At 40.6% G+C, this 25,135-nt stretch carries 13 protein-coding genes; 5 read left to right on the top strand and 8 right to left on the bottom strand.

Features of this window, described 5'->3' with window-relative positions:
• Window positions 1-4 precede the first annotated feature (4 nt).
• Window positions 5-1,426 (bottom strand): alpha-L-fucosidase, encoded by a 1,422-nt coding sequence (locus ESA94_RS14340; RefSeq protein WP_129131620.1) that lies wholly within the window; start codon window positions 1,424-1,426, stop codon window positions 5-7.
• 165 nt (window positions 1,427-1,591) lie between these two features.
• Here ESA94_RS14340 and fumC point away from each other — a divergent pair, with 165 nt between their 5' ends.
• Window positions 1,592-2,989 (top strand): class II fumarate hydratase, encoded by a 1,398-nt coding sequence (gene fumC / locus ESA94_RS14335; protein WP_129131619.1) that lies wholly within the window; start codon window positions 1,592-1,594, stop codon window positions 2,987-2,989.
• A gap of 50 nt (window positions 2,990-3,039) precedes the next feature.
• Here fumC and ESA94_RS14330 read toward each other — a convergent pair whose 3' ends face one another.
• Both ESA94_RS14330 and ESA94_RS14325 read right to left on the bottom strand, forming a co-directional pair.
• On the bottom strand, window positions 3,040-3,264 hold the full coding sequence (locus tag ESA94_RS14330; protein ID WP_129131618.1) for a hypothetical protein: 225 nt from the start codon (window positions 3,262-3,264) through the stop codon (window positions 3,040-3,042).
• Window positions 3,265-3,336: 72 nt separating this feature from the next.
• Window positions 3,337-6,438, bottom strand: a complete 3,102-nt coding sequence (locus tag ESA94_RS14325) for a PQQ-dependent sugar dehydrogenase (protein ID WP_129131617.1) — start codon at window positions 6,436-6,438, stop codon at window positions 3,337-3,339.
• Between the two features lie 299 nt (window positions 6,439-6,737).
• On the opposite strand from ESA94_RS14325, the gene ESA94_RS14320 reads away from it, so the two are divergent.
• On the top strand, window positions 6,738-9,083 hold the full coding sequence (locus tag ESA94_RS14320) for a T9SS type A sorting domain-containing protein (protein WP_129131616.1): 2,346 nt from the start codon (window positions 6,738-6,740) through the stop codon (window positions 9,081-9,083).
• Window positions 9,084-9,240: 157 nt separating this feature from the next.
• A complete protein-coding gene (locus ESA94_RS14315; protein ID WP_129131615.1) occupies window positions 9,241-13,290 on the top strand; it encodes a T9SS type A sorting domain-containing protein in 4,050 nt (1,349 codons plus the stop codon).
• 54 nt (window positions 13,291-13,344) lie between these two features.
• Here the strand turns inward: ESA94_RS14315 and ESA94_RS14310 are convergent, their stop codons facing one another.
• From ESA94_RS14310 to gldF, 5 genes are read right to left on the bottom strand one after another with little or no spacing between them, the layout of a single operon-like run.
• A complete protein-coding gene (locus ESA94_RS14310) occupies window positions 13,345-14,049 on the bottom strand; it encodes a lipoprotein signal peptidase (protein ID WP_129131614.1) in 705 nt (234 codons plus the stop codon).
• Window positions 14,050-14,107: 58 nt separating this feature from the next.
• Entirely contained in the window at window positions 14,108-16,570 is a 2,463-nt protein-coding gene (locus ESA94_RS14305) for a bifunctional UDP-N-acetylmuramoyl-tripeptide:D-alanyl-D-alanine ligase/alanine racemase (protein WP_129131613.1), read from the bottom strand.
• A gap of 9 nt (window positions 16,571-16,579) precedes the next feature.
• Window positions 16,580-17,548 carry a TerC/Alx family metal homeostasis membrane protein gene (locus tag ESA94_RS14300; protein ID WP_129131612.1) on the bottom strand — a complete coding sequence of 323 codons (969 nt, stop codon included), beginning with the start codon at window positions 17,546-17,548 and terminating at the stop codon, window positions 16,580-16,582.
• Between the two features lie 28 nt (window positions 17,549-17,576).
• Window positions 17,577-19,409, bottom strand: a complete 1,833-nt coding sequence (gldG, locus tag ESA94_RS14295; protein WP_129131611.1) for a gliding motility-associated ABC transporter substrate-binding protein GldG — start codon at window positions 19,407-19,409, stop codon at window positions 17,577-17,579.
• A 6-nt stretch (window positions 19,410-19,415) separates the two neighbouring features.
• On the bottom strand, window positions 19,416-20,138 hold the full coding sequence (gene gldF, locus ESA94_RS14290) for a gliding motility-associated ABC transporter permease subunit GldF (protein ID WP_129131610.1): 723 nt from the start codon (window positions 20,136-20,138) through the stop codon (window positions 19,416-19,418).
• A gap of 278 nt (window positions 20,139-20,416) precedes the next feature.
• Here gldF and ESA94_RS14285 point away from each other — a divergent pair, with 278 nt between their 5' ends.
• Both ESA94_RS14285 and ESA94_RS14280 read left to right on the top strand, forming a co-directional pair.
• Window positions 20,417-24,196, top strand: coding sequence for a T9SS type A sorting domain-containing protein (locus ESA94_RS14285; RefSeq protein ID WP_129131609.1), 3,780 nt, complete (start codon window positions 20,417-20,419; stop codon window positions 24,194-24,196).
• A gap of 82 nt (window positions 24,197-24,278) precedes the next feature.
• A complete protein-coding gene (locus ESA94_RS14280; RefSeq protein WP_129131608.1) occupies window positions 24,279-25,121 on the top strand; it encodes a class I SAM-dependent methyltransferase in 843 nt (280 codons plus the stop codon).
• The last annotated feature ends 14 nt before the right edge of the window (window positions 25,122-25,135 follow it).

The raw sequence follows: 25,135 nt of genomic DNA, 5'->3' as shown, positions 1-25,135 counted from the left end.
GTGCTTAATTTTCGATATTGTGTTCAGGTATCAAGTACGCCTCTATCTCAGCAATCTTCGTTGCTCCTTTTTGTTCAAGTATTGTTAACTCAATTGTACTGATGTCAATTGCAGGAAATGTGAGTATCCTTTTTCTGCCGATAGTCGAACCTTTTATTTCTTTGATCAGCTTATCGTTCTTATCAAACAATAGCAATTTGAATGCTGCACATTGCTGACCATTGTGCAAATCTTCACGCAACACAATGCAGTTGATTCTTTTGTTTTCTTTCAGCTCTGAACCTGCTGCATGTATTTCTGTTACTTTCATTGTTACTGCAGTTGCAACTTTACCATCTGTTAAAACAGGAACTTTCTTTAAGATACCCGACTGCAGATAATAGCTTGAAGTGTTTAGTAACAGGTTTGTTTTAAACGATTGCTCTCTAAGTTTTCGAAAACCAACCAGAGCAGCTGAATCATTTGCATGAAATTTTCCTCGTCTGTCGGGCGGAACATTCAATAATAATGTTGCACCACGGCCAACAGACTTTAAATACAATTGAAATAATTCTTCAGGCGATTTTACCTTACTGTCTTCTTCTGCATGGTAAAACCAACCTGGCCGAATACTTACATCACACTCTGCAGGTATCCAGTGCTTGCCGTACTTATTGCCAATGTTTAATGTGTCGGTTGAAGGTGCACCAAGTCCGGGAGTGAATCCTTCAATATTTAATGTATTCCAGTTTGTAGTTCCTGCAATTCCTTTTTCGTTACCAACCCAACGAATATCCGGGCCAACATCGCTGAACACAACAGTTGTTGGTGAAAGTTTACGAACCGTTTCTTTAAAACGTTTCCAATCATACACTTGCTTTTTACCACTAGGTCCTTCGCCATTTGCACCATCCCACCACAACTCTGTAATAGGGCCATAATTGGTGAACAATTCTTTCATCATATTCACAAATACATCATTGTATTTTTCTGTTCCATAATCGGGGTGGTTACGATCCCACGGCGAAATGTACACACCGAAATTCAACCCAAACTCTTTGCAGGCTTTCGATAATTCTTTCAATACATCGCCTTTCCCATTTTTCCATTTACTTTCCCGAACGGTATGTTTTGAATATTTGCTTGGCCACAAACAAAAACCATCATGGTGTTTAGCGGTGATGATGATACCTGTTGCACCAGCCTGTTTTGCTATCCGGCACCATTGCCTGCAATCAAGTTCTGTTGGATTAAAAATGTCTTCCGGTTCATCGCCATGTCCCCATTCCTTATCGGTAAACGTATTAGGTCCGAAATGCGCAAACAGGTAGTACTCTGTATTATGCCATTTCAATTGTTGTGGCGTGGGTACAGGCACGGTAATTTGAGCGAAGCAATTGGCGGCAAGGCTAACGCAAACGAATGCGCAAAAAATGATCTTTCTCATATGAATTGAAAACTCAAATTACAAAAAGCAACTCAGTTAACACCTACCTTTGCGGCACTTCTGACAAATGCAGCCATCTGTGCTTGCCAGGCAGTTCTTCTTTTTGTAATCAATTCACATCAATAACCGCTCTTAGCTTACAGCTATTAGCTCAAAGCTTGTTTTATGACTTACAGGATTGAAAAAGATACCATGGGCGAAGTAAAAGTGCCTGCTCATGCGTACTATGGTGCACAAACTCAACGCAGCATCGACAACTTTAAAATTGCACAGGACATTAACCGCATGCCAAAAGAAATTATCTGTGCATTTGCTTACCTGAAACATGCTGCAGCATTAACCAATAATGAAGCCGGTGTATTGCCAAAGAAAAAAGCTGTACTAATTGGTAAAGTGTGTAAAGAAATTTTAGAAGGTAAACTTGATGATTTTTTTCCTTTGGTTGTTTGGCAAACCGGTAGTGGTACGCAAAGCAATATGAACGTGAATGAAGTAGTTGCTTATCGGGGACATGTGTTGAACGGTGGGAAACTGGAAGACAAAGAAAAATATCTGCATCCAAACGATGATGTAAACAAAAGCCAGAGCAGTAACGATACATTCCCGACTGCAATGCATATTGCAGCCTATAAAATTCTGATCGAAACAACAATTCCCGGAATTGAAAAACTTCGCAACACACTCGATAAAAAAGCAAAAGCTTATAAAAAAGTAGTGAAGATTGGTCGTACGCATTTTATGGATGCTACCCCGCTTACATTGGGCCAGGAATTCAGTGGTTATGTTTCGCAGTTAGATCATGGTTTGAAAGCGATCAAAAACACGTTAGCGCATTTGAGCGAACTGGCATTAGGTGGTACAGCCGTTGGTACAGGCATCAACACTCCTCCGAATTACGATGTAAATGTTGCAAAGCATATTGCAAAGCTTACCAAGCTTCCGTTTAAAACAGCAGATAATAAGTTTGAGGCATTGGCTGCACACGATGCAATTGTGGAAGCACATGGTGCACTGAAAACTGTTGCGGTAAGTTTAATGAAGATCGCTAACGACATCCGTATGCTCAGCAGTGGTCCACGAAGCGGTATTGGCGAAATTTTTATTCCTGATAACGAACCGGGTTCTTCAATTATGCCGGGTAAAGTAAACCCAACACAGTGCGAAGCATTAACCATGATTGCTGCACAGGTAATGGGTAATGATGTTGCTATTAATATTGGCGGATCGATGGGGCATTTTGAATTGAATGTGTTTAAACCGGTAATGATCTACAACTTCCTGCACAGTGCAAGATTAATTGGCGATGGTTGTGTAAGCTTTAATGATAAGTGTGCAGTTGGTATTGAACCAATTGAAGCAAACATTAAAAAGCACGTTGAAAATTCGTTGATGCTTGTTACATCGCTTAACACCAAGATCGGTTATTACAAAGCAGCCGAAATTGCACAGAAAGCACATAAGCAAGGAACAACATTGAAAGAGATGGCAGTGAAACTTGGTTATGTTACTCCCGAACAGTTTGATGAGTGGGTAGTTCCTGCAAACATGGTTGGTAAAATCTAAGTTGCATTTATATAAAATAAAAAAGGAGAAGCTTGCTTCTCCTTTTTTATTTATTCGTAATTGCAATAATAGTCGGGATCGGAAATGATTTCTTCTGCCACAATAGCTTTTTTCAAAACCGGTGGTTGACCGCCAAAAAACAGCTGATACAACTTAGAAGAATTGCTCACTATTTCCTCCCGAAGAATATACAATCCGTTATCGGTTGGCAATACATTTTTTTCTGCAGAAAACACATCAGAAAGAAAAGAGGCCGGAATAAATAGTTTTTGCATAACAAAGGTTTTCAGATTAAGAACGAAAAAATCCCGGTGCAGGTTTGCCCGGGATTTCGTTTTAACAGTAGTTTATTGTTTTATAAGCTTTGTTTTTTGGTTGATGTTTTTACCAACAACATCGAGGTAGTATAACCCGGATGGCAAACTGCTTACATTCAGATCAAGTGTGTTTCTGCCTTTTGTTAACAGAATGTTTTTACTCATTACTGTACGGCCCGTATTATCGGTAACACGCAGTTGTACAGTTTCTTCCGCAGCACTCATTACAAGTACGGTTGCATTATTAACAACGGGGTTTGGTTGTACAGTTACAAAGGCACGTGTATATGCTTCGAACGATACAGGTACTACATTTGTGTATTTGGCACTACCATCTTTATCAGTAATTTTTATACGATAATAAACTGTTGCTGCAATAGCTGCTGCATTAGCATCCGTAAACAAGTAGTTTATTTTTTCATTGGCTGTACCTCTTGCCTCAACTGAACCAATTGCAGTAAAGCTGATGTTGTTGCTGCTTCTCTCAACAATATAACGCTCTACATTTTGCTGCTCTTCGACAGTCCATTGCAATTTAGCAGCATCGCCAGCTCCTGTTGCAGTAAAGCTGATGATGTTTGCAGGCAATGTACTAGAAGTAGACATGAAGTAGAATGTTGAAAACGATCCAATGTCGGCCTGTACTGCATGGCCATATGTACTTTGTGTATAACGACCGGTAATTGTTTGCGATGTTGCTGTTGCAGACATAGAAGAGCCGCATGCATCACTGTTTTTAAATACGCCGATATCATTGATTGATGTTACACCACTACCAACTGTATTGATGAGATCCTGCAGCTCTGTTGCTGTAAGATATAGACGCACACTTACATTACTAGCAGGTTGGTTTTGTACACTGATTGTAATATTCCTGTTAAGATATTTTCCTGAAGATGCAGTTGTACGTGCAGCACCTGAACGAACAAAGAAAGAAGAGGTTACATTACCAAGACTGTTGCCGTTTGCATTTATCTCCGCAACAATATTTCCATCGGGGCCGGTTAATGGTACCCATAGGTTTGTATTAAGGTTTGTAGCGTTAATGGTAACTGAACTTCCCGTTACACAATTGTTAAGCGTACCTGCATCAATAGGAATACTTGTTGGAATAGTGCTTGTACCGCCGGAATGGTTATAACCAACAAATTTATATTTGATAATACAACCCGGGCATGTACTGCTAACAGGAGTTGTGCTTGTTGGTCCCGATGTGCTGCCACTACGGTCAATTGCACCATAGATCGTATAACCATCCGGATCAAATGCTAAATCACGAAACCTGTTTTGTGTATTAAAAATTGCAGAAGTATCGGCACCACCTATTGCTTCAACATCGCTGCCATCTGCAGTTGGTTTCAAACGCATCATATAACCTCTTTTTAACGAAGCAAGAATGAGCGAATTTTTCCAACCGGGAATTTTGTTGTTGGTATATGCTCCCATGCCCGATGGCGCTATTGATGGCCAGCCTGAGTTACTTGGATTGTTGGCATAGAGATATAACACAGTTCCGGAAGTTGAAGTTGATCCGTTTGCTGCATCGAAAAATGAAAAGATAGGAGCTTTAAAATTGGCGATTGTTGTGTTCGCCTCATCTGTTACTAATGGAAGAGACGATACCAATGGATTAGATGAAAACTCATTGCTCCATCCTGCAAATGTTGCTGTGGCTGCTCTTGCGTTATTGTAGTTACCATCTTTGTAACCAACAATACGTGGATGACCGTAATGCTTACCGGCTTCAAGTACATTCAGCTCATCATCACTAAAAGGTCCATGCGATGATCCGAAGAGCATACTGTTCATATAAGCAAGCCCCTGTACATTTCTGTGACCAATACTCCACACAGCACTTTGGCCTGTTACGGGTGCAGTGTTGTTATATGGATTATCATTCGGTATCCATTGATCTAAACCCGATTCGTTATCTGTTTCAAGATTGAAGCGTAATATTTTTCCTTCATACGAATTGGTTAATTCTGATTTGATAGTACGTTCTGAACTGTAAAATTGACCTGCACCCATATCGCCCACAGAATAAAAAAGATAGTCTGTTCCATTTACAGGTGCAATTAAAAGACGTCCGCTGTTATGATCATTACTACCTGTAATCGTATCGCACAAAGCAACCGGATTTTCCAATGCTTTAGTTGTTGTATTATAATCAAAGCGAACAACGAATGTTGTAAACAAATCGCCTTTAACTGCTTCGCCGTTATTCGGGTTTGTTGCTGTACGGTTGCGGAAACCATTTGCAGGACCGGCACCAACAAATGCTCTTACATAAGCTACGTACACATAGTTTTTTGCATTTGATGCAGCTAAAAATTGCGGATGTATTGCAAACCCCATCATGCCGCCTTGAGGCCATGGGTTTTGAGAGCTGCTGAAGGTTCTTCTAAATGATGAAAAACTTCCGGTTTCCGAAAGGTTTAAAATAACTCTCGATTGACCGGTTGAAGGACTCATTTTACGAATGAGATAAGTTTTGTTTTCTGTGATCCACAAAGAATCTTCCTGGTCTTCGTAAGTAATTTCCCAAGGGCTGTCTAAGCCGGCAGCATTGTTGGCTATAACTGTTTCCTGGAAAACTTCATTCATACGTGTTGGGTTAGGTCCCGAAAGCGTTGGCAATGCTGTGTAAGTAACACATATTCCAAATTTCCACTGATTGACTGGGTTGCCCGACACAGTTGACGAAGTGGTAAACACACGAAAATAATATTCTGTTGATCCGTTTAATCCGTTAACGGTTAAACTTGTTCCAGTGCCGGTAGTAACTGCAGATGTACCCAATGATGTACCTGTAAAAGTACCCGAGTTGCAAGCTCCGCCGGAGAACGCTTCTATGTATGTATTGTCGTCAATACCATTTCCTGGCGATGACAAAGTAATTACAACACTGGAAATACCGGAAGGGGTGGTAAACCTGTACCAAACATCTTTTACTGCACCATATGTAGCATGGTTAGGGCTGCCGGTTGCAGAACTGCTTTCGAGTGTTTGGTTACTGGTAACGGTACAGCTTGTACCTGGATTTAGATTACTTGCACCCGTGCATGCATCAGGTTGCGCATAGGATGTTAAATAGAGAACACAAAGTAATAGAGTAACGAAGTTACGTTTCATGGTTTTACTGGAATTATTGGATGCTGTAAAAGTAAAATGGATACACTTACCGGCCAATAGAGCTTTTGCCTCATTTATTGTGGAAATTACCAGTAGGCTTTATCGCAGTTTTACCGTTTAGAATATTTTGTTCCTGAAATTATACTCTTGTAAAAATGAGTCTCTTTCTGCACGAAAGTGAAAGAGAAGTTCATTAATTACGTAAGCGTCTTTACCGTATTTATTCATCTTGTAACAAAGCTGTATCGTTGTTACTTTTATATGTTGATTTCATTCAATGTGTTTTAATCCGATAGCTTATGAATAAATTTTTACGCACAACATTATTGGTTCTTTTTTATACACTTCATGCAGGATGTATTTTATTACATGCACAATCTGTGCAAACAGGTAAAAGTTACATTTCTATTACACGGCCAACAGGTGGCACTATACAGCCCGGCGATGAATTGGAAATACGTGCCGTAATTGCAGTATCAGGCAACTCTGTTTATTTTGCCCGGTACAACGATACGATTCCAACAGGCACAACTTATATAGCCAACTCCATCCGCTTTACAACAAATGAAGGAATGAACTATGGTACGCCATTGCAACCAACAGGATTGCTTACAGACGCAGGAGGAGATGATGAAGCAAGATACAACGCAGGTGTTTTGCGTGTAAACCTTGGAAGCTTAACCAGAAGTGGTGGCGGACAAACTGCAGCTTATAATGCTGTTGCAGCACCTAACGCAATTGATGTGCTTCCGGCCGCATCGGGTTGCCGGATTTACCAAACAGGACGACCCAGTTTTTATGGCGGAACCTGCATTATTATGATTACATACAGAGTTACTGTAAATGCAGCAATTGGAAACACATTTACAATTCCCGGCGGGGCTTTCCGTTATAAAACCGCCAATACTGCAAGTGAAGTAACACTGCCAAGTATTGCCCGTTATCTCAACAGAATGACGGTTATGGTTTCTGATGCATTACCTGTTTGCGATGCAGTTGGTGCCAATTCAATTACAGGTAATGGAGGAAACTTCGGAAGCGGTACTACCCAAAATTTAAATCCAGCACCGGCAGCAGGCACTGTTGTACCGGGTTATCAGTGGCGGGCATTTTCTGCCCCTTCAAACGGACCCAACGACAGTATGTTTACTGTTGCAAATAATACAAGCCCTACTGCAAGTACAAATACAAATCTTGTTTATCCCAACAGTAATCGCTTATTTAATGTGTGGGATATTATAGGCGATCATACAAATGCTGCAAATCCTTTCTTGGGCAATGCTCCAACTACTGCAGGACAAACAGGTGGGTATATGGCTGTGGTAAATGCAGCATATGGCATTAATAATGCAGTACAGCAAACTGTAAGCGGATTGTGTCCCGATACGTACTATGAATTTTCTGCATGGTTCAGAAATATATGCAGGCGCTGCAGTTGCGATACTTCCGGCAAAGGATCAGGAACCTCCGGTTTTAAAAGTTACCTGTTGCCAACCGTACCATCAACAAACGACTCGGCAGGAGTATTACCTAATCTCACTTTCCAGGTTGATGGAGTTGATTATTATACAACAGGCAATCTTGATTACAACGGGCAATGGACAAAAAAAGGATTCTTGTTTAAAACAGGATCATCTCAAACATCAGTTAACATTGTTATCCGTAACAATGCACCGGGTGGAGGCGGAAACGATTGGGTAATGGATGATGTTGCTTTTGCAACCTGTTTACCCGGTCTTAATATGCGGCCATCAAACAATCCAATGTACTGCCAAAACGGACAGGTAGATATGTCTGTTGTTGTACAATCGTTTTACAATAACTATCAATATTACCGATGGGAGCGAAGTAACGATAATGGAAGTTCCTGGCATAACGCACCGCTATCACCAACTACACTCTCGTTTAATTATACATACAACTCTCCTTACTATGTAGATACAGTTGAGTACCCGAGTTTTATTGCAAACCCGGCCAACAACGGGCATCGCTATCGCATACGTGTTGCTACTTCAACTTCCAATCTTTCAAACAACAGCTGTGCTTCGTATAATACAACCGATGTTATTACAGTAGGTGTACATTCAACCTGCGATGTTTTACCTGCAACGTTTATTTTCTTCAATACCAATATTGTTCAAGGCAATGGTTTGCTTAACTGGAAAATTTCAGATGAAGCATTAAATACAATATATAGTATAGAAAGAAGTGCTGATGGGCGTCGCTTTTTTGAAGCAGGCCGAGTAAGTGGAAATAATAGTGCCTTTTACAAGTGGACAGATTCAAGTACTGCTGCGAATAGTAGCGGACGTATATATTACCGGATTAAAATGATTACAGCAGCAGGAAGTAAATACAGCTCGGTGCAACTTGTAAACCGAACAGGTAAAGAACTTGAACTGAAAATACGTAGTAACCCGTTTTATCATCAACTTGTAGCTGAAGTAACAAGCAATAACAGACAAAAAGCGGAAGTACAGCTGATTGATATGGAAGGAAGAGTGCACAGAAAATTGACGCAACAACTTTTTACCGGCGTTAATTATATTATGATTGACGATGCTTATAAACTCCAAAATGCGGTTTATCTGTTACGGATAACCGTTGGCAATACAATTCTGCAAGAGAAAGTAATTCATTGGTAGTTAACGAAAAAGCTCAGGCTTATATGGTTAGAGTAGTTAAAATGCGATTTTGAGTGTGGTGGTTTTTACTGATATATTTAGAGGTTTTACTCTAGGTTAATAAAGGTTGTTTGTTGATTTTTGTAATAGAATACCATTATCCTAATCAACCACCAAGATGAAATTGCACTTGTATCCTATGTTTTTTCGAACGGCAATGCTTGCTTTATTGCTTGCAGCGTATCCCTTTACAATAATTTTTGCTCAAAATGAATGCACGAGCGCTCAGGCACTCGTGTCATCTACAGGCTGTAACAATACCAATATTAACTTAAGTAGCGCTACCGCAAGTTCAGGAATTCCTGCAGGTTGCGAGGCAGCAGGAACTTACAATGATTACTGGTATAGTTTTACTGCTCAAAGTACATCGCATACTATTACATTAAGCAATATCGGAACCCGTATAACTGCTCCTCGTATTCAATTATACAGTGGTAGTTGTGGTTCGCTTACATCTGTTGCGTGTTCTTCTTCACCGCATACATCATTAACACAAACCGGTTTAACAGTTGGTGCAACGTATTATTTACGTATATCACAGTACGGTGCGTTTGGTGGTGCCGGTAATTACAAATTGGATCTTTGTATTACACATCCTATAGCGCCTCCGGCAAATGATGAGTGTGCAAGTTCTGTATTACTTACATCGGGAATAGCCTGTACAAATGTTACGGGCAATTTGTTTTACGCAACTGCCAGCTCCGGCGTTACTACAACATGTGGCTCCGGTTCTTTGTACGATGTTTGGTATCGATTCCAGGCAACAGCAAGTACGCATGCGGTTACACTCAGCAACCGTGGAGCAAGCCTTACAACATCAAATACGTATATACAAGTGTTAAGTGGCTCTTGCGGCACCTATACTTCTTTAGCATGTGGTACAGCTGCAAGCAGGTTAAATGTTACAGGTTTAACAGCCGGTACATTTTATTATGTGCGTGTGTATACAAGTGCAAGCCCAACTGTAATTCCATCTACTGCATGGAACTTTGATATTTGCGTACAAAACGGACCGGCTAACGATGAATGTTCCGGAGCAGTAACGTTAACACCAGGTGCAGCATGTACAAACACCGCAGGTACATTAGATCTGGCAACTGCAAACGCAGCTACACCAACTGCTACATGTACAGGTACAATGTATGATGTTTGGTATCGCTTTACTGCAACATCAACCACGCATAATATTAATGTTAACAGTTTAGGTTCTAATATCGCCAGTCCGAGAGTTCATGTTTATACAGGCGCATGCGGAAGTCTTGTTCAGTTTGGCTGCGCATCATCTTCCACTTACTCATCTACTTTATTTGTTGCAGGCGTTACCTATTACATACGTGTATCTAATGCAGCAACCGATCCTTCGGGTACAGGAGGTGTTGCAGTATTTAATATTTGTGTTACAAACTCCACAACGGCGGCTCCTGCAAACGATGCGTGTTCAACACCACAATCGTTAACAAGCAGTACAGTCTGCAATCCTGTTAGTGGTACATTGTTTAATGCAACAGCATCAACCGGTGCACAAATAACAAGCACATGTGGTAATAACGCAAGTGCTTCTGATGTATGGTATAGTTTTGTTGCACAAACAGCTTACCCAAGTATTGTCTTTAATAATATCGGTATCCCCGCTGCCAATGGTGGTGGAGGTAGTGGTAACAGGGCAATTGTTCAATTACTTTCTGCTTCTTCACTTTGTACGAATGCTTACACATCGATGTCGTGTACGCTGCTTACCAGTACAGGGTCAAGTACTATTACAACGAGTGCGCTTAACAGTGGTGCAGGGTTAACAGTTGGTCAAACATATTACATCAGAGTTTTTTACAACCAATCGGGCACGCCTGCAAATACGTGGACGTTTACACTTTGTGTTCAGGATGCAGCCAGTTCAAGCGTTACTATTGAAACATCTAAAAGTTATACGAACGTTACAAAAAGTAATGGTGGGGGAAGTATTGATGTTGGCGATATTCTTGAGATTCGTTCCACTTTGTATTTAAGTGCAGGTACTATCGATAGTTTATCGTTTCAGGATACATTAAAAGCAGGAGCGGGATTAACATACCAATCGGGTACAGTTGCATTGCGTACGAATGAAGGAAAAATTTATCCGATTGGAGCATCGGCCTATACTGATGCAACTGGTGATGATGCAGGACATGCAACAGGAACCGGTGCAGCATCTGATGCGAACATCCGCATTTTTATGGGTGCGAGTCCAACTTCTGCAAGAGGAGGTACTGCGATTTACAATACTACTTTGCCAAAGGGAAGCGGTTTTCATCTTGTAATGGCCACCTATCGTGTGCAGGTTACCGGTGTGGAAGGAACAAGGATCAATTTTGGTGGCGGGTCTTTCAGGTATCGAAATCAAAGTACCGGTTCTTTTGTTGAAGTGGTTTTTCCGAGAGATAGTTTGATTGTATATGCAAGCCCTTCGGTTTGCCCGAACGCTGTATCTGCAACAAATGTTATTGGCGATGAATATAACGGAACTTTTGGTACAGCCACAGGAACAAACCAAACAAACAGGAATGCTTCAGCAAATACCAAGTATACTTTCGTAAACTTTAGTGCCAGTGCACCACAGGACAACTATTATGGTATAACCAATAATACTGCGTCATCTGGCACGGTAGTTACACAAACATATCAAAAACAGAGTTCAATCCCGCAAAGAGTATTTAATGTTTGGGATATAAGCGGTGATCATACTGGAGCTGCCGATCAAAACAAAGGAAATCCTCCTTGCAATAGTTCATTGCCTGTGAGCGCAACCAATCCTTGTGGTTATATGATGGTGGTCAACTCATCGTATCGTACAGATACAGCCTTTCAGTTCAACGTTGCAAATGCATGTCCGAATACGTATTACGAAGTTTCGGCTTGGTTTAAAAATGTTTGTTATAAGTGCGGTGCAGATTATGATGGAACCGGATCTTTTTATGGCGGAGGCGATAATATTTATTTGGCAACTGGAACCGGCGATTCTTCAGGGGTAAAACCAAACGTTGCAATTAAAGTAAATAATCTCGATTATTATTCAACCGGTGACTTGCAATACCAAGGTTTGGGTGGTACACAAACAGGGTCAGATACATTGAATAATTGGGTGAAGAGAGCATTTGTATATAAAACAGATTCAGTAACTACATCGTTTACGCTTACGTTAAGAAATAACGCACCGGGCGCAGGTGGTAACGATTGGGCAATTGATGATATTTCGTTTAAAACCTGTTCACCCTCTATGCAAATGACGCCAAATGCAAGTCAAACATTTTGTGACAATGGCCAGGTTGATATGCGGGTGTATGTAGAATCGTATTATAACATGTATCAATACTACCAATGGGAAAGAAGTACTGATGGTGGTAACACTTGGTCGGCAGCACCGCTTGTATCTGGAGCACAATCGTTCAGCTATACTAACATGGGCAGCACTTACAGAGATACTGTTTCTTATCCATCGATCGTTGCCAACAGTGCAAGTAATGGTCATCGTTATCGCATTCGTGTAGCAACTACACAAAGTGGATTGTCTAACTCTTGTGCAGTATTTAATACCGATGATGTGATCATGGTAAACCTTGCAAGTTCAGGTTGCGCCGTATTGCCTGCAGAAATGTTGAAGTTTAATGTGGACTTAAATGGCGATAAGAGTGTTCTTACCTGGAAAACAAAAAACGAAAGCTTAAAAGGGTATGAAGTTGAGCGTAGTAACGATGGTGTGCACTTCAGCTATATCGGCTTTGTTAATGCAAAAGGTATTGGCGTAAACGAAACTGCTTATTTGTTTAACGATCCTGTTTCTGTTGCAGGTAAAGTGTATTACCGTTTAAAGATGGTGAGCTTTGCAACAGAAAGCAATAAATACAGCAATACTCTTTCTGTGGTTGTTGATCCTGCACATCAATTGGAAATTACAAACCTTGTTAATCCATTTGTAAGCAAAGTGAGCTTCCAGTTAAATGCATCGCTGGCCGAAGTTGTAGAGCTGCAGTTAACCGATGCATTGGGACATCCGGTTGTAAATAAAAAGATAACAGTTAATAAAGGTGCAAACGCAGTGTCGTTCGATATTCCTCAAAACCTTGCCAGAGGTTCCTACCTGTTGCGGGTTATGTCGGCATCGGGAGCTGTACATCGCATTATTCAGAAATTATAATAAAGAAGAAGCCCCGATTAATTGCGGGGCTTCTTCTTTTATTGCAAATATTTTTTACATCACTTGCTTATCATCACTTACTTCCGAATCGGTTTCAACAGTGGTAGTAGTTTCTTCTTCGTTACGGTGTTTGAAAAAGCGTTTTTGAAACAATAGAATTGTTATTACACCGGTAGAAATAGAAGCATCGGCAATGTTAAAAATAGCCTGGAAAAACGTAAATGGTTTTCCACCCCATACAGGAACCCAATCGGGCAAAATTTTATTTTCAATAAGAGGGAAGTACAACATGTCTACTACATGGCCATGCAGAAAAGAGGAATATCCTTTTCCTGTAGCTTTAGCTAAACCATCGTAACCAAAATAACTATCTGTTGCGGCGTTGTACACCATGCCCTTGTCGAAGATCATTCCATAAAACAAACTATCGATGAGGTTGCCTAATGCACCGGCATAAATTAAAGCAGCACAAATAATAAAACCTTTGTGGTAATTCTGTTTTACAATTTTTACAAGGTACCAGCTGCCGAAAATAACAGCACCTAAACGGAAAAGTGTAAGCGCCATTTTTGCCCATTCGCTATTGCCTAGTTTCCAGCCATAGGCCATACCTGCGTTTTCAATAAAGTACAAGCGAAACCAACGGCCGAAAATGAACTTTTCATCCTGGTACAGCATGTTTGTTTTGATCCAGATCTTTAAACCTTGATCTGCGAAAAGAATAATCAGAATGACAAAAATTACGTAGCGAAGTCTCACGAATTAGATTTTTTTAGTTGACAAAGATAGGGAGTTGAAAACAAGCGCTGAAGTCAGCCTATTCTTCATAGTATATACGCTTCACCCGTTGATTTATACCCGTCATAACTTCATAAGCAATGGTTCCGCTTTGTTTGGCTACTGTTGTAACAGAAAGTTGAGGGCCAAATACAATCACTTCATCACCTTCTTTTACATCAACTAGGTCTGTAATGTCGAGCATGGTCATGTCCATACAAACGGTGCCAATAACCGGAGCTTTTTGCCCATGTACAAGCATATAGCCAACACCATTGCTGAGGTTTCGTGGATAACCATCTGCATAGCCAATACGTACCGTAGCAATAACTGAAGGTTTTGTAATAACTCCTCTTCGGTTGTAGCCAACTGTGTCGCCTGGCTGCAGTTGTTTTATTTGTGCAATGGTTGTTTTAAGTGTGAGTGCTTCTTCCAGTTGCAGTTTTGCGGCTGCCGAACTTATACCATACATGCCAATTCCCAAACGAACCATGTCGAATTGCAATTGCCGATGACGGATGGTTCCGTTTGAATTATCTAAATGTTTTAAGAAAGGATAACCCAATGCATTTTCAAGATAACTGCAAGCATCTTCAAACAACATTGCCTGCTGTAAAGTAAACGCATCTTCTGCAGGATCTTCACTTGCGGCTAAATGACTGAACACAGATTGTATGCTGAATGTTTGTTGGCGGTTTAAAACCGCAACCAGTTCTTCTAACTCGGAAGGCATAAAGCCAAGCCTGTGCATACCCGTATCAATTTTAATATGTACAGGATAGCTGTTGATGCCTTCTTTTTCCAGAAAGCTTTCAAACGCATGCAGTATAGAAAAAGAAAACAGTTCCGGCTCAAGATTATAATCGATCAACGCATCAAACGTAACAGGCTCAGGATTCATGACCATGATTGGTAAGCTGATACCTGCTTTACGCAGGGCAACACCTTCATCAGTAAATGCTACAGCCAGGTAATCAGCTTTCATAAACTGCAGCAGGTTGGCAATTTCGTAACTGCCGCTGCCATACGAAAATGCTTTTACCATTGCCATGATCTTTGTTGAGGGCTTTAGTAATTGCTGGTGTGCACGAATGTTACGTGTAATAGCACTGAGATTTATTTCGAGTACTGTTTGATGTGTTTTTTGTTCGAGCAGTTGTGCAATACTGTCCAGTTCAAATACACGGGCTCCTTTTAACAAGATGGTTTCGTTTTGGAACGAAATGTTTTCGATCTGTTGTGCCAATGCAGGTGTAGTATCGAAACTGATGCTGTTGATGGAAGAATTAAGCAGAGGAACAAGCAATGCTTTTGTACGTGGTCCTACTGTAAGCAACCGCTGTACTTTGTGCTGCAGTAATAATTCTGCAATAGACCGGTAGGTGGCAGTTTCCTGTTCCGGTGTTAATTGGAAATCGGATATAATAACAGTACGTTGCAGATGCTGACCTTGTTGCTGCAGCATGTTGAGTGCAATGGTAAGCGAACTAAGATCGGCACTGTAACTGTCGTTAATGATGGTTGTATTGTGAATGCCGCTTTTCAATTCGAGTCGAAGACTTACAGGACGCAGCTGCTGGAATTTTTCTTTGATGCGTTCAAAGGACACTTGTAAGTACATACAAACTGCAAGACAGGTAACTGCATTTTCTATCGAGGCATCATCAACAAACGGAATGGTAATATTATCTGTAATTGTGTTTGTACTGAACACAATTGTTGTTTCCGACAATTGCCTGTTGATTGCTTTTACAACAAGTGCATTGTTAGCGGAGAATCCCCAGTTGTAAATATTTGCATGCAAAAAGGAGAGCGGTTCCAGTTTTTCTGTTGAGCAGATAACTGTTTCTGCCGATGAAAAAAGCTGTTGCTTTTCCCGTAGTTTTTCAGCAGCATCTGCAAAACCTTCTGCATGTGCTTCGCCAATATTGGTTAATATGCCAATAGTTGGTTGAATGATTTCCTGCAATGCATTCATTTCATTTTTCTGCGAAATACCCGCTTCAAAAATGGCGAGTGTATGTTGTGGCTGTAATTGCCACACACTTAAAGGCACACCAACCTGCGAGTTATAACTCTTCGGACTGCGGGCAATACTGTATTGCTCATTGAGTAATTGATAGAGCCACTCCTTTACAATGGTTTTGCCATTGCTGCCGGTAATGCCAATTACAGGAATTGAAAATTGCCTGCGATGATAAGCCGCCAGTTGTTGCAATGCTTTTAAGGTATCATCTACCAAAAGAAAAGATGCTTCAGGAAATTGCTGAACGTCTATTTCTTTCTCAACAGTAAAAGAACGTACGCCTTTGTTGTATGCTTCTTTAATAAAATCGTGCCCGTCTCTTCTTACAGTAGCAATTGCAAAGAACAGCGCAGCAGGTGGATGAATAACACGGCGGCTGTCGATAAGCAAATGTTCTACAAAATTGTTGCCGGCAGCCTGCTGTAAAAAGCGGGCCCGCATAATTTCGGCTACAAGTTGAAGGTTATACTGAAGCATAAAAGTATGTTAGGGCATATCGGGCGGTGTGCCTTTCTTTTTATGATAGATGGAATAAAGAATAGAACCTCCGATACAAGCAATAATAACTACCAATGAAATAATTACCTGGCTTGGCTTGTCGATAACGGTACCAATTAATTCTTCGCCCAGCATTTTAATACCAATGAACACAAGTACAATGGCAATACCCTGTTGCAGAAAATCGAATTTGCTCACAGCACCACGCAGCAGGAAGAATAAAGAGCGTAATCCTAATACTGCAAATACGTTTGATGTGTAAATAACCAATGCTGCATGATCGCTTTTTCGATCAACAATACCCATTACAGCAGGGATAGAATCGAGTGCAAATACAATATCGGTTGTAGCCAGCATTACCACTACTACAAACAAAGCGGTGTAAACAGGTTTGCCATGCTGCTTAATGCGATACTTGCCATCGCCATCATCCATTGTTATCGGTAAAAACTTTTTAAGGAAAAGATATACACTGCTTTCTTTCGGATCGAATTCTTCTTCCTGGTTGGTGGTAAACATTTTAAAACCGGTGTAAACAAGGAAGGCGCCAAAGATGTAAAGAATCCAATGGAAACGGTTCACCAGTTCAACACCCAATGTAATAAACACCACACGAAAAACAATCGCCATCAATACACCAATCAGTAACACACGGGGTATATATTGTTCTTTTACTTTAAAAAAACTGAAGATGAGTACAAACACAAAAATGTTATCGATACTAAGGCTCCATTCCATTAAATAAGCACTCACATATTCCAGTGCAGCCTGTTTGCCATCTTCGTACCACATAAATGCGGCAAAGCCAAGTGCAAGAATAACCCAGAAGATGGTTTGTTTTAACGCTTGCTTAGTTGTAAGCTGCGCAGATTTTTTACTTAACAAGCCAAGATCGAATACAATAGCAAGCAATAGTACAATGCCGAAAACGAGATAGGTAATTTGAGTTGGAGTCATTCTTTTATAATTCTTATGTAAATAGTTGTTATGCTTTTCTGCTATATGCTTTCTTACGCCATTGCATATATACAATGCCGATAATAATAACAAGCAATACCGGTACTGCAATATTAATAAGCTGCCACAGTGTACGTTGCTCATTAACTTTTTGCGGATTTAATAAACGCAACGCCACATCCTTATTACGTAGTGCAACAATACCTGCATTGCCCGTCATATATTCCAATGTGTTTTGTAAAAACGCTTTGTTGGCAAAGCTGCGTTCCTGCACACGGCTGTAACCCATGGGGAAAGGTTCCTGTTTGGTAAAGCTGTTTAATACAACATCGCCATCGCCAATAATAAGTTGTTGTGTTGGTTCGTTGCTTTGCGTTTTAAACGAACCATAAGCTGTTGTAAAGTATTGACGCATTTCGGCAGAAGCACGGTTGCCATACAAGCTGGAAAAACGACCTTCCAGTAAAACGGCAGCAGGTAAATTCTTTTTCGTGTACAGTTTCGGGTCTTCAATTGTTTGCAATTCCTGCAGACTTATAATTGCAGGGGTGCTTACAAACTTTGCATTTTCGCTGGAGGTTAATAAAATGTTTTTTGTTATACCATCAGCCTTTACTGTATCGAGTGTATTGGTGAACTGTGTTAATACAGGCTCCAGATTTTTGGTAATGGAATGATTGCCGGTTGCAGTAAGCAAGGGGTAATAGTTGAACGGCACATCGGCCAATTGCGGCTGTCCGCCTGCATTACCTACAACGAGTTTGCTAAGATCGCATTGCATATCCTGCAAAAGATCACGGTTAATGCGCACACCGTACTTGAATAACAGATCATCAAGATTTAATCCACGATCGTATGCCAGCGTTTGTGCAACAAATGCAAGACTGTCTTTTTCAGCATGTAGCATATCTAAAAACCACAGTACTTTACCGCCCTGCATAATGTACTGATCGATCTTCATCTTTACCGAATCAGAAAAACCAATTGTTGGTTTTACAATAAGAATTGCAGAAAGCTCTTTGGGTATAACGGTTGCTTTCGTTGGATCAACAATACGGAATTGATAATCGGCATCTAATGTTTGTACAAGATCAAATGTTTCCGGGCCCATCGGCTCTCCGTTGCCTGTTAGATAGCCAATGAATGGTTTTTGCTTACGTTGAATTTTTTCAATGGCATCGGCAAATTTAAATTCAAGTAAGGCTTCTGCATTGCTGATACTTTTTGCTTCATCAGTAACAAGACTTCCTGTTAACGGATCACGGCTGTATTCAGTTTTGCCGCTTAATAAGTCAATTGAAATAACACGGCTGCCTTTGCGTACCAATGCCGATGGATAGATAACACGTTGCGTTGTTGCTTCTTCTTTTTCCTGTACTTCGAGTGTGTACGGTAAAATACCCAATGCTTTTAACGAATCGCCCATCATTTGCTGAATCACTTCTTCACGAAAGTTGACTTTGGTTTGCATGAGGCTGTCAACATTTACGCCATTCATCCGCAGTTCGTTCATCACTTCTGTAAACATGAAGTTCTTTGCTTCATCGTTAAACATCTCATCAACCGACTTGTAATTGATCTGCAGTTTGCCACGGCTGAATTCTTTCATCTCGTTTAATAGGTCGCCTGTGCTGTTACGCAGTTTTCTGAAAGAAGAACGGAAGTCACCTTTCAGAAAAACATCTACTTCAATAATCGTATCAATATTTTTCAACAATGCTTTTGTTTGGGGCGAAAGCGAATAACGCTGCTCAGCTGTAAGATCCCAGCGTGTACGGGTTGAAGAGGAGAGTACGTTTGCAACAATCAACGCCAACAGTACAATAGCCCAACTGTATTTTGAAGAAAAGAGTTTGTTCATTGCTGCTTAGTTTTTGCGGCCAATGCGTTGTATGGTAATGAATAAAGTAAAACAGATAATGCTGAGGAAATAAACAAGATCACGACTGTCGATTACACCTTTTGATAAACTGCGGTAATGAAATTCCATGCCAATCATTTCAACAATGTAGTCGATGCCAGTACCACCAAGTTTGCTTAAAGCACCAAAGCCGCTGTAAAGCACAAAACACAAAAATGCACTCAACAAAAACGCAACAACCGGGTTGCCGGTAAAACTGCTGCTACACAAACCAATGGCTGTAAATGCAGCGCACAAAAAAAGCAAGCCAATGTACGATCCGGTAATACCGCCCATGTCGAGTACCGTGCCTTCGGCGCTCATTGCCTTAATGGTAAACAGGTAAGTGAGTGTTGGTAACAGTGCAATAAGCACTACAAACAAAGAAGCAATAAACTTACCCATTACAATTTGCCGGGCAGTGAGCGGACGGGTAAACAGGATCTCTAACGTGCCGGCTCTTTTTTCGTCGGGGAAAAGACGCATGGTTACAGCAGGTATTAAAAGCAGTAAAATATAAGGCGCCAGGTTAAAGAAGTTCTCCAGCGTGGCATAGCCGAAGTCGAGAATGTTGAAACTTGAAAACACAAACAGGAACAATCCGTTCAACAGAAGAAAAAGGATGATGGTGATGTACCCCGTAAGATTGCTGAAAAACTGGCGGAATTCTTTTTTGCAAATGGCCCACATAGAGTTGCAAAAATAGCGGAATAAAGCACTTCGCCTGAACCTTCCTTTGCCAAATAGCTGTGAAAACGGCTTCTTGTTAGGATATAGAAAATAGTAACCCTGCTCTTTTGCTGTAGCATGCGTACAAGTTTTGGCAAGACCGGGTACCCGAAAGCTTAGGATAAAATACGTATTTATACTGGTTTTTCAGAAACGAAACACTATCTTTAAAGCTTCTCTAAATATCCGCTGAAAACGTTTGGCTTTAAACCCGGGAAACAACCCCAAAACCAAAGCAAATGATGAAAGCGTTTTTTGGCGTACTCTTTTTTTCTGTTATAGTTGTATCTGTAAGATCTCAAATTTCTATAGCAGCTGTAAGTACAACTTACTCTCAAAATTTTGATGGAATGGGATCCTCTGCTACTGCAGCTCTTCCGTCTGGTTTTGTTGTATCATCTGGTTCAATATTTTCTGCTGGAACAAGCGCTACAGGTGCGGCTGCGGGTACAACAGGTGCCGGTGTGTTAACAAGTACATCAAGCGGCGCTGTTTATAATTTTGCTAACGGCATAACTGCCAGTGCTACAGATCGCTCTTTGGGCTTTTTAACCTCCAGCTCTTTTTCGTCTCCCAGAACGATAATGCTTCAGATAGTCAATAACACCGGGTCTACTCTAACGTCATTAAATATCTCTTTTGATTATGAGAAGTATCGTTCGGGGTCAAGAGCATTTGACTGGTTATTTTATCATGGGTCAGATGGAGCTAGTTGGGCATCTGAAACAGCAGGCAATCAATCTTATACTGCCGATGCTGCAAATACAACAGTTTATAATCCGCCAACTGCTGCTTCAAAGTCTTTTTCAGTTTCTGGTTTGAGCATTCTTAATGGCTCTGTCTATTATCTACGCTGGACATTTACAGGTTCAGGCGGTTCAACAAACGGACAGGCAATAGGAATTGATAATTTTTCAGTTTCGGCAACAAGTACTCCAATTACACTTAGCAATTCAACAGACCATTTCAGATCAAAGCAAAATGGTGATTGGGGAGTTGCTTCAACTTGGGAAAGCTCAGGGGATGGAAGTAGCTGGATAAATTCTACGTTGATACCTACAAACTTGGCTAATACAATAACTATCAAAAATACCCACACTGTCACAATTGTAAATGCAGTTACCGCAGATCAATTAACTATTGAGTCCGGAGCTGTGTTAAATCACTCTACAGGAATTGCTTTTTCAATTAACGACAATTCATCCGGAACCGACATGATTATTAACGGTACTTATGTAATCAATGGTGAAATGCCATCGGGGTCAGGTACTTATATTGTTAATAGTGGAGGAATTATAAGAGCAGATGATAATACAGGTAGCAATTCAGACAATATTGCTTTCTTAAGTAATTTAAATTGCGAATTTAAAACAGGCAGCATCTTTCAATGGAATACAACCGATGCTTTTGAAACAATTGGAATAGAGTATTTCAGAAACAATAATGGGGCTGAAAAGCCGATTTTCAGAATATCACAAAGCCCAAGTATAGGTTCAAACAGTCAGACAAATATTTACGGATTGCTTGAAGTGACAGCATCTTTAACATGGAATGGAACAGGCGCAAAATATTTTAGAGATGGTATAACAGGAACAGGAAATATTACTCAAGCTTCATCGGGTACTTTTTATATAACCGGTACAGATGCTGAACTGGGCGGATCGGGCGCTATATCTTTAAATAGTGGCGGTTTGCAAATTGCAAGTGCTGCAAACGTTACCTTGAGTTCCAACAAAACAATTAACGGCAACACCTACGATTTTACGGTTGCAGATGGAGCAAGATTAAATTGCTCAACCTTTGTTATATCTGGCGGGGCCGACTTTATTCTGGCAAGTGGAGGTACATTAGGAATAGGTTCGGCCGATGGTATTACTTCATCAGGAGTGGGGAATATTCAAACTTCTACCCGTACATATAGCAGCGGTGCAAACTACATTTATAATGGCAGTACTAACCAGCTTACCGGCAACTTTACAACCACGCCTGTAGCCAATACTGTTAATACATTTACTATTGCCAATACCGGCACAACAGGAAACAGAACAGTAACTCTAACTGTTAACAACACAACTGCAACAGCGCTTTACCTAAATAACGGCCTCTTTGCTTCGGGCACAAATCAAACATTGCGTATTGCAAGCGGAGGAAATATTTACGGCAATGGGGCAAACAACCCCAATGACGCTTCGGCCGGAAATATTGAGTTTTTGGGTAATGGTACCACGCAGGGGTATTCTACCGGGAATCCTTTTTTGTATTCCGTAATTCTAAATAGTGGAGGTGTTGATTTTAACGGGGTAACAACACATTCTGCTACAATCATGAACCGCTTGCAACTTAATACAGGAGCTTATGTTTCAGACGCACCTTATTACCAAACAGGTTCTTCGCTTGTTTATAATACGGGAGGTACGTATGGTAGAAATGTAGAATGGGGAAGTTTAAGTAACCAGGGATATCCATATAATGTAACTGTTCAAGGTGGTACTGTTTTAAATCTTAATACAAATGCAATTTCCCCTTCAAGGCTTGAGATTGCCGGAACCCTTACTATTGGAAATGCAAATGGCAGCGGACAGGTTTATTTAAATAACGGAATGCAAGTTCCACTTTCTGTGTTAGGAAACCTGGTAATTGGTTCAACTGATGCAGCTTCAAATGGCAGCGTATTGCAACTGTCAACAGTTATTGGAGGCGATCTGTGGTTAAATGGCGACTTTACCCGGTACAGCAATGGCTCGTACAACGATAATAGTAGAGCTGTTTTCTTTAAAGGTTCCGTTAGCTCCTCAATCAACACTCCAAACACTACTATTACAGCAGGTGTACCAACACAAAACTTTAGCTACCTGTTAATGGAGAAAGATGCAGCTTCGAATATTCTTACCCTAAATTGTCCGGTTGGTATTACCGGGCAAATAACATTAACAACCGGTGTTATAACTACAAGTACGACCAATTTACTTGTTATCGAGAGCTCCGCCGTTTCAACAACAGGTAGCGTATCTTCTTTTGTAAATGGTCCTGTTCGAAAAAAAGGCGGTACAGCATTTACGTTTCCCACAGGTGTAATTGTAGGGTCAGAATATCATCACCGTACAATTGGCATTACTGCAACAGGAGATGCTTCGTCTTCTTATACAGCTATGTTTTATCGTGCTGATTCTTATTTACGTGGAGCAATCAGCAATGCGGCTAAAACTGCCGGGTTGCAAAGGGTTAGTCGTTGTGAATACTGGTCGTTAACCAAAGAGTCTGGTACAAACGCAGGAGTAGAGCTTACATGGACTACACAAAGCCCCTGCAATGTCGGCTACGTAACGCAACCATCAACAATCGTAGCTGTACAGTTCAACGGAACACAGTGGGGTGATACTTTTGGAGGCACGGGCATCGGTACAGCTGCTTCCGGTAGTGTTACATGGACGGGCGGCCCATCAATCTTTAACTATTTTACGTTAGGCAGTACCGATTTTAATGAAAATCCGCTGCCATTCGATCTTTCAACTTTTAAGGCAACAGCACGTAAAACAGACGTTGTGCTCGATTGGTCGACCAGTACAAATAACGAGCAAGTTGAGTTTGTGGTTGAAAAAAGCAGAAACAACTTTGCCTTCGATGTTTTCAGGAAAATATCTGCCAAAAGCGGAACCGCTCTTTATGCATATACCGAAGTAGATGAACAGCCATTTAGTGGTTGGAATTACTATCGGTTAAGAACAATAGATAACCAAGGCAGGCAGCAATTATCAGCAGTTTCAAAAGTTTGGGTTGGCTCAGGACAGCAGATAAGGATCAGTCCAAACCCCGCCAGCGAAAAAATTGTCATAAATTTTTCAGAACCAAGCAGCATATCCGAAATTGACATTGTCAATATATCCGGTCAGGTGTTGAAACACATTTCGACCGTTCAATTTAGTAACGAGATTAACATTTCTCACTTGCAAGCGGGAATGTATTATGTTCGAATAATGGGTAAGAACGGGCTTACCACTTCTAGTTTTATTAAACAATAAAGACCCGAAACCAACTGCTGAAAGAATCCCTTCTGTAAAGGAAGGGATTTCTTATTAATGGCTTTTAAGTATTATTGCTGCGATGAAGAGTGTTAATCTTTCCAGCCAGCAGGCGTTTAATTACGAAAAACATGTTTGGGGGCATGCCATTGATCAAAACGGGTACGATTTTCCGAGATTAAAATTCGACCATTTATACCATGCCCTATCCTTTTCATCACCGGTAAAAATTCTGGAAGTTGGTTGTGGGGCAGGAAAGTTTTTGTTTTCTTTGGCAGAACTATTTCCCCATTCAGAGTTTATTGGAGTTGATATCAGTGAACCTGCAATAAAAAAAGCTCAGGCTGTTAATGTAAACAAGAAAATCAATTTTATTGTTGGTGATGCAGAAAAGCTTCACTTCGAAGAAAATGTTTTTGATGCCATTATTATGCTGGATGTGCTCGAGCACCTGGAAAATCCCCAAAAAATGATCGATGACTGTTACCGGTTCTTAAAGCCGGGAGGTGTTATTCATACTTTTATTCCTTGCGAGGCCCATTCCGTTTATTGGCTTGGTGAGAAAATTTTCGGATTTCATACGAAAGAAAAAACAGTAGGGCATATACAACGGTTTTCAAGAAAAAGTGCCGAAGCTTTGTTTAGCGGAAGGTTTGTTACAATCCAAAAAAAATTCAGCTTTCATTTGATGGGCAGTATTATGGATTATATATTGTTTAGCGCACTGTTAAATAAGAAAATCAGTTCAATATTCTGGACAGGAAACAAATACTACAACAGCAGTTCCGGAAGTAAAAGTATTAAAGCAAAGCTCCTGAATAGCTTACTTGTTGCCGGTAGTTTTATCGCCTACTTCGAATCATTTTTAATGCAAAACAGTTGTTTTTGTGCCACAGGAGTTCATCTTACACTTCAAAAAAAATAATTGATACAGACGTT

Source organism: Lacibacter luteus (assembly GCF_004118265.1).
In the GTDB taxonomy this organism is placed as follows: domain Bacteria; phylum Bacteroidota; class Bacteroidia; order Chitinophagales; family Chitinophagaceae; genus Lacibacter; species Lacibacter luteus.
This window is presented reverse-complemented; position numbering and strand designations above follow the sequence as displayed.

Excerpts from the sequence above, each read along its gene's own strand:
- ESA94_RS14340 (WP_129131620.1), bottom strand. The coding sequence starts at position 1,426 with ATGAGAAAGATCATTTTTTGCGCATTCGTTTGCGTTAGCCTTGCCGCC.
- fumC (WP_129131619.1), top strand. The coding sequence starts at position 1,592 with ATGACTTACAGGATTGAAAAAGATACCATGGGCGAAGTAAAAGTGCCT.
- ESA94_RS14330 (WP_129131618.1), bottom strand. The coding sequence starts at position 3,264 with ATGCAAAAACTATTTATTCCGGCCTCTTTTCTTTCTGATGTGTTTTCT.
- ESA94_RS14325 (WP_129131617.1), bottom strand. The coding sequence starts at position 6,438 with ATGAAACGTAACTTCGTTACTCTATTACTTTGTGTTCTCTATTTAACA.
- ESA94_RS14320 (WP_129131616.1), top strand. The coding sequence starts at position 6,738 with ATGAATAAATTTTTACGCACAACATTATTGGTTCTTTTTTATACACTT.
- ESA94_RS14315 (WP_129131615.1), top strand. The coding sequence starts at position 9,241 with ATGAAATTGCACTTGTATCCTATGTTTTTTCGAACGGCAATGCTTGCT.
- ESA94_RS14305 (WP_129131613.1), bottom strand. The coding sequence starts at position 16,570 with ATGCTTCAGTATAACCTTCAACTTGTAGCCGAAATTATGCGGGCCCGC.
- ESA94_RS14300 (WP_129131612.1), bottom strand. The coding sequence starts at position 17,548 with ATGACTCCAACTCAAATTACCTATCTCGTTTTCGGCATTGTACTATTG.
- gldG (WP_129131611.1), bottom strand. The coding sequence starts at position 19,409 with ATGAACAAACTCTTTTCTTCAAAATACAGTTGGGCTATTGTACTGTTG.
- gldF (WP_129131610.1), bottom strand. The coding sequence starts at position 20,138 with ATGTGGGCCATTTGCAAAAAAGAATTCCGCCAGTTTTTCAGCAATCTT.
- ESA94_RS14285 (WP_129131609.1), top strand. The coding sequence starts at position 20,417 with ATGATGAAAGCGTTTTTTGGCGTACTCTTTTTTTCTGTTATAGTTGTA.
- ESA94_RS14280 (WP_129131608.1), top strand. The coding sequence starts at position 24,279 with ATGAAGAGTGTTAATCTTTCCAGCCAGCAGGCGTTTAATTACGAAAAA.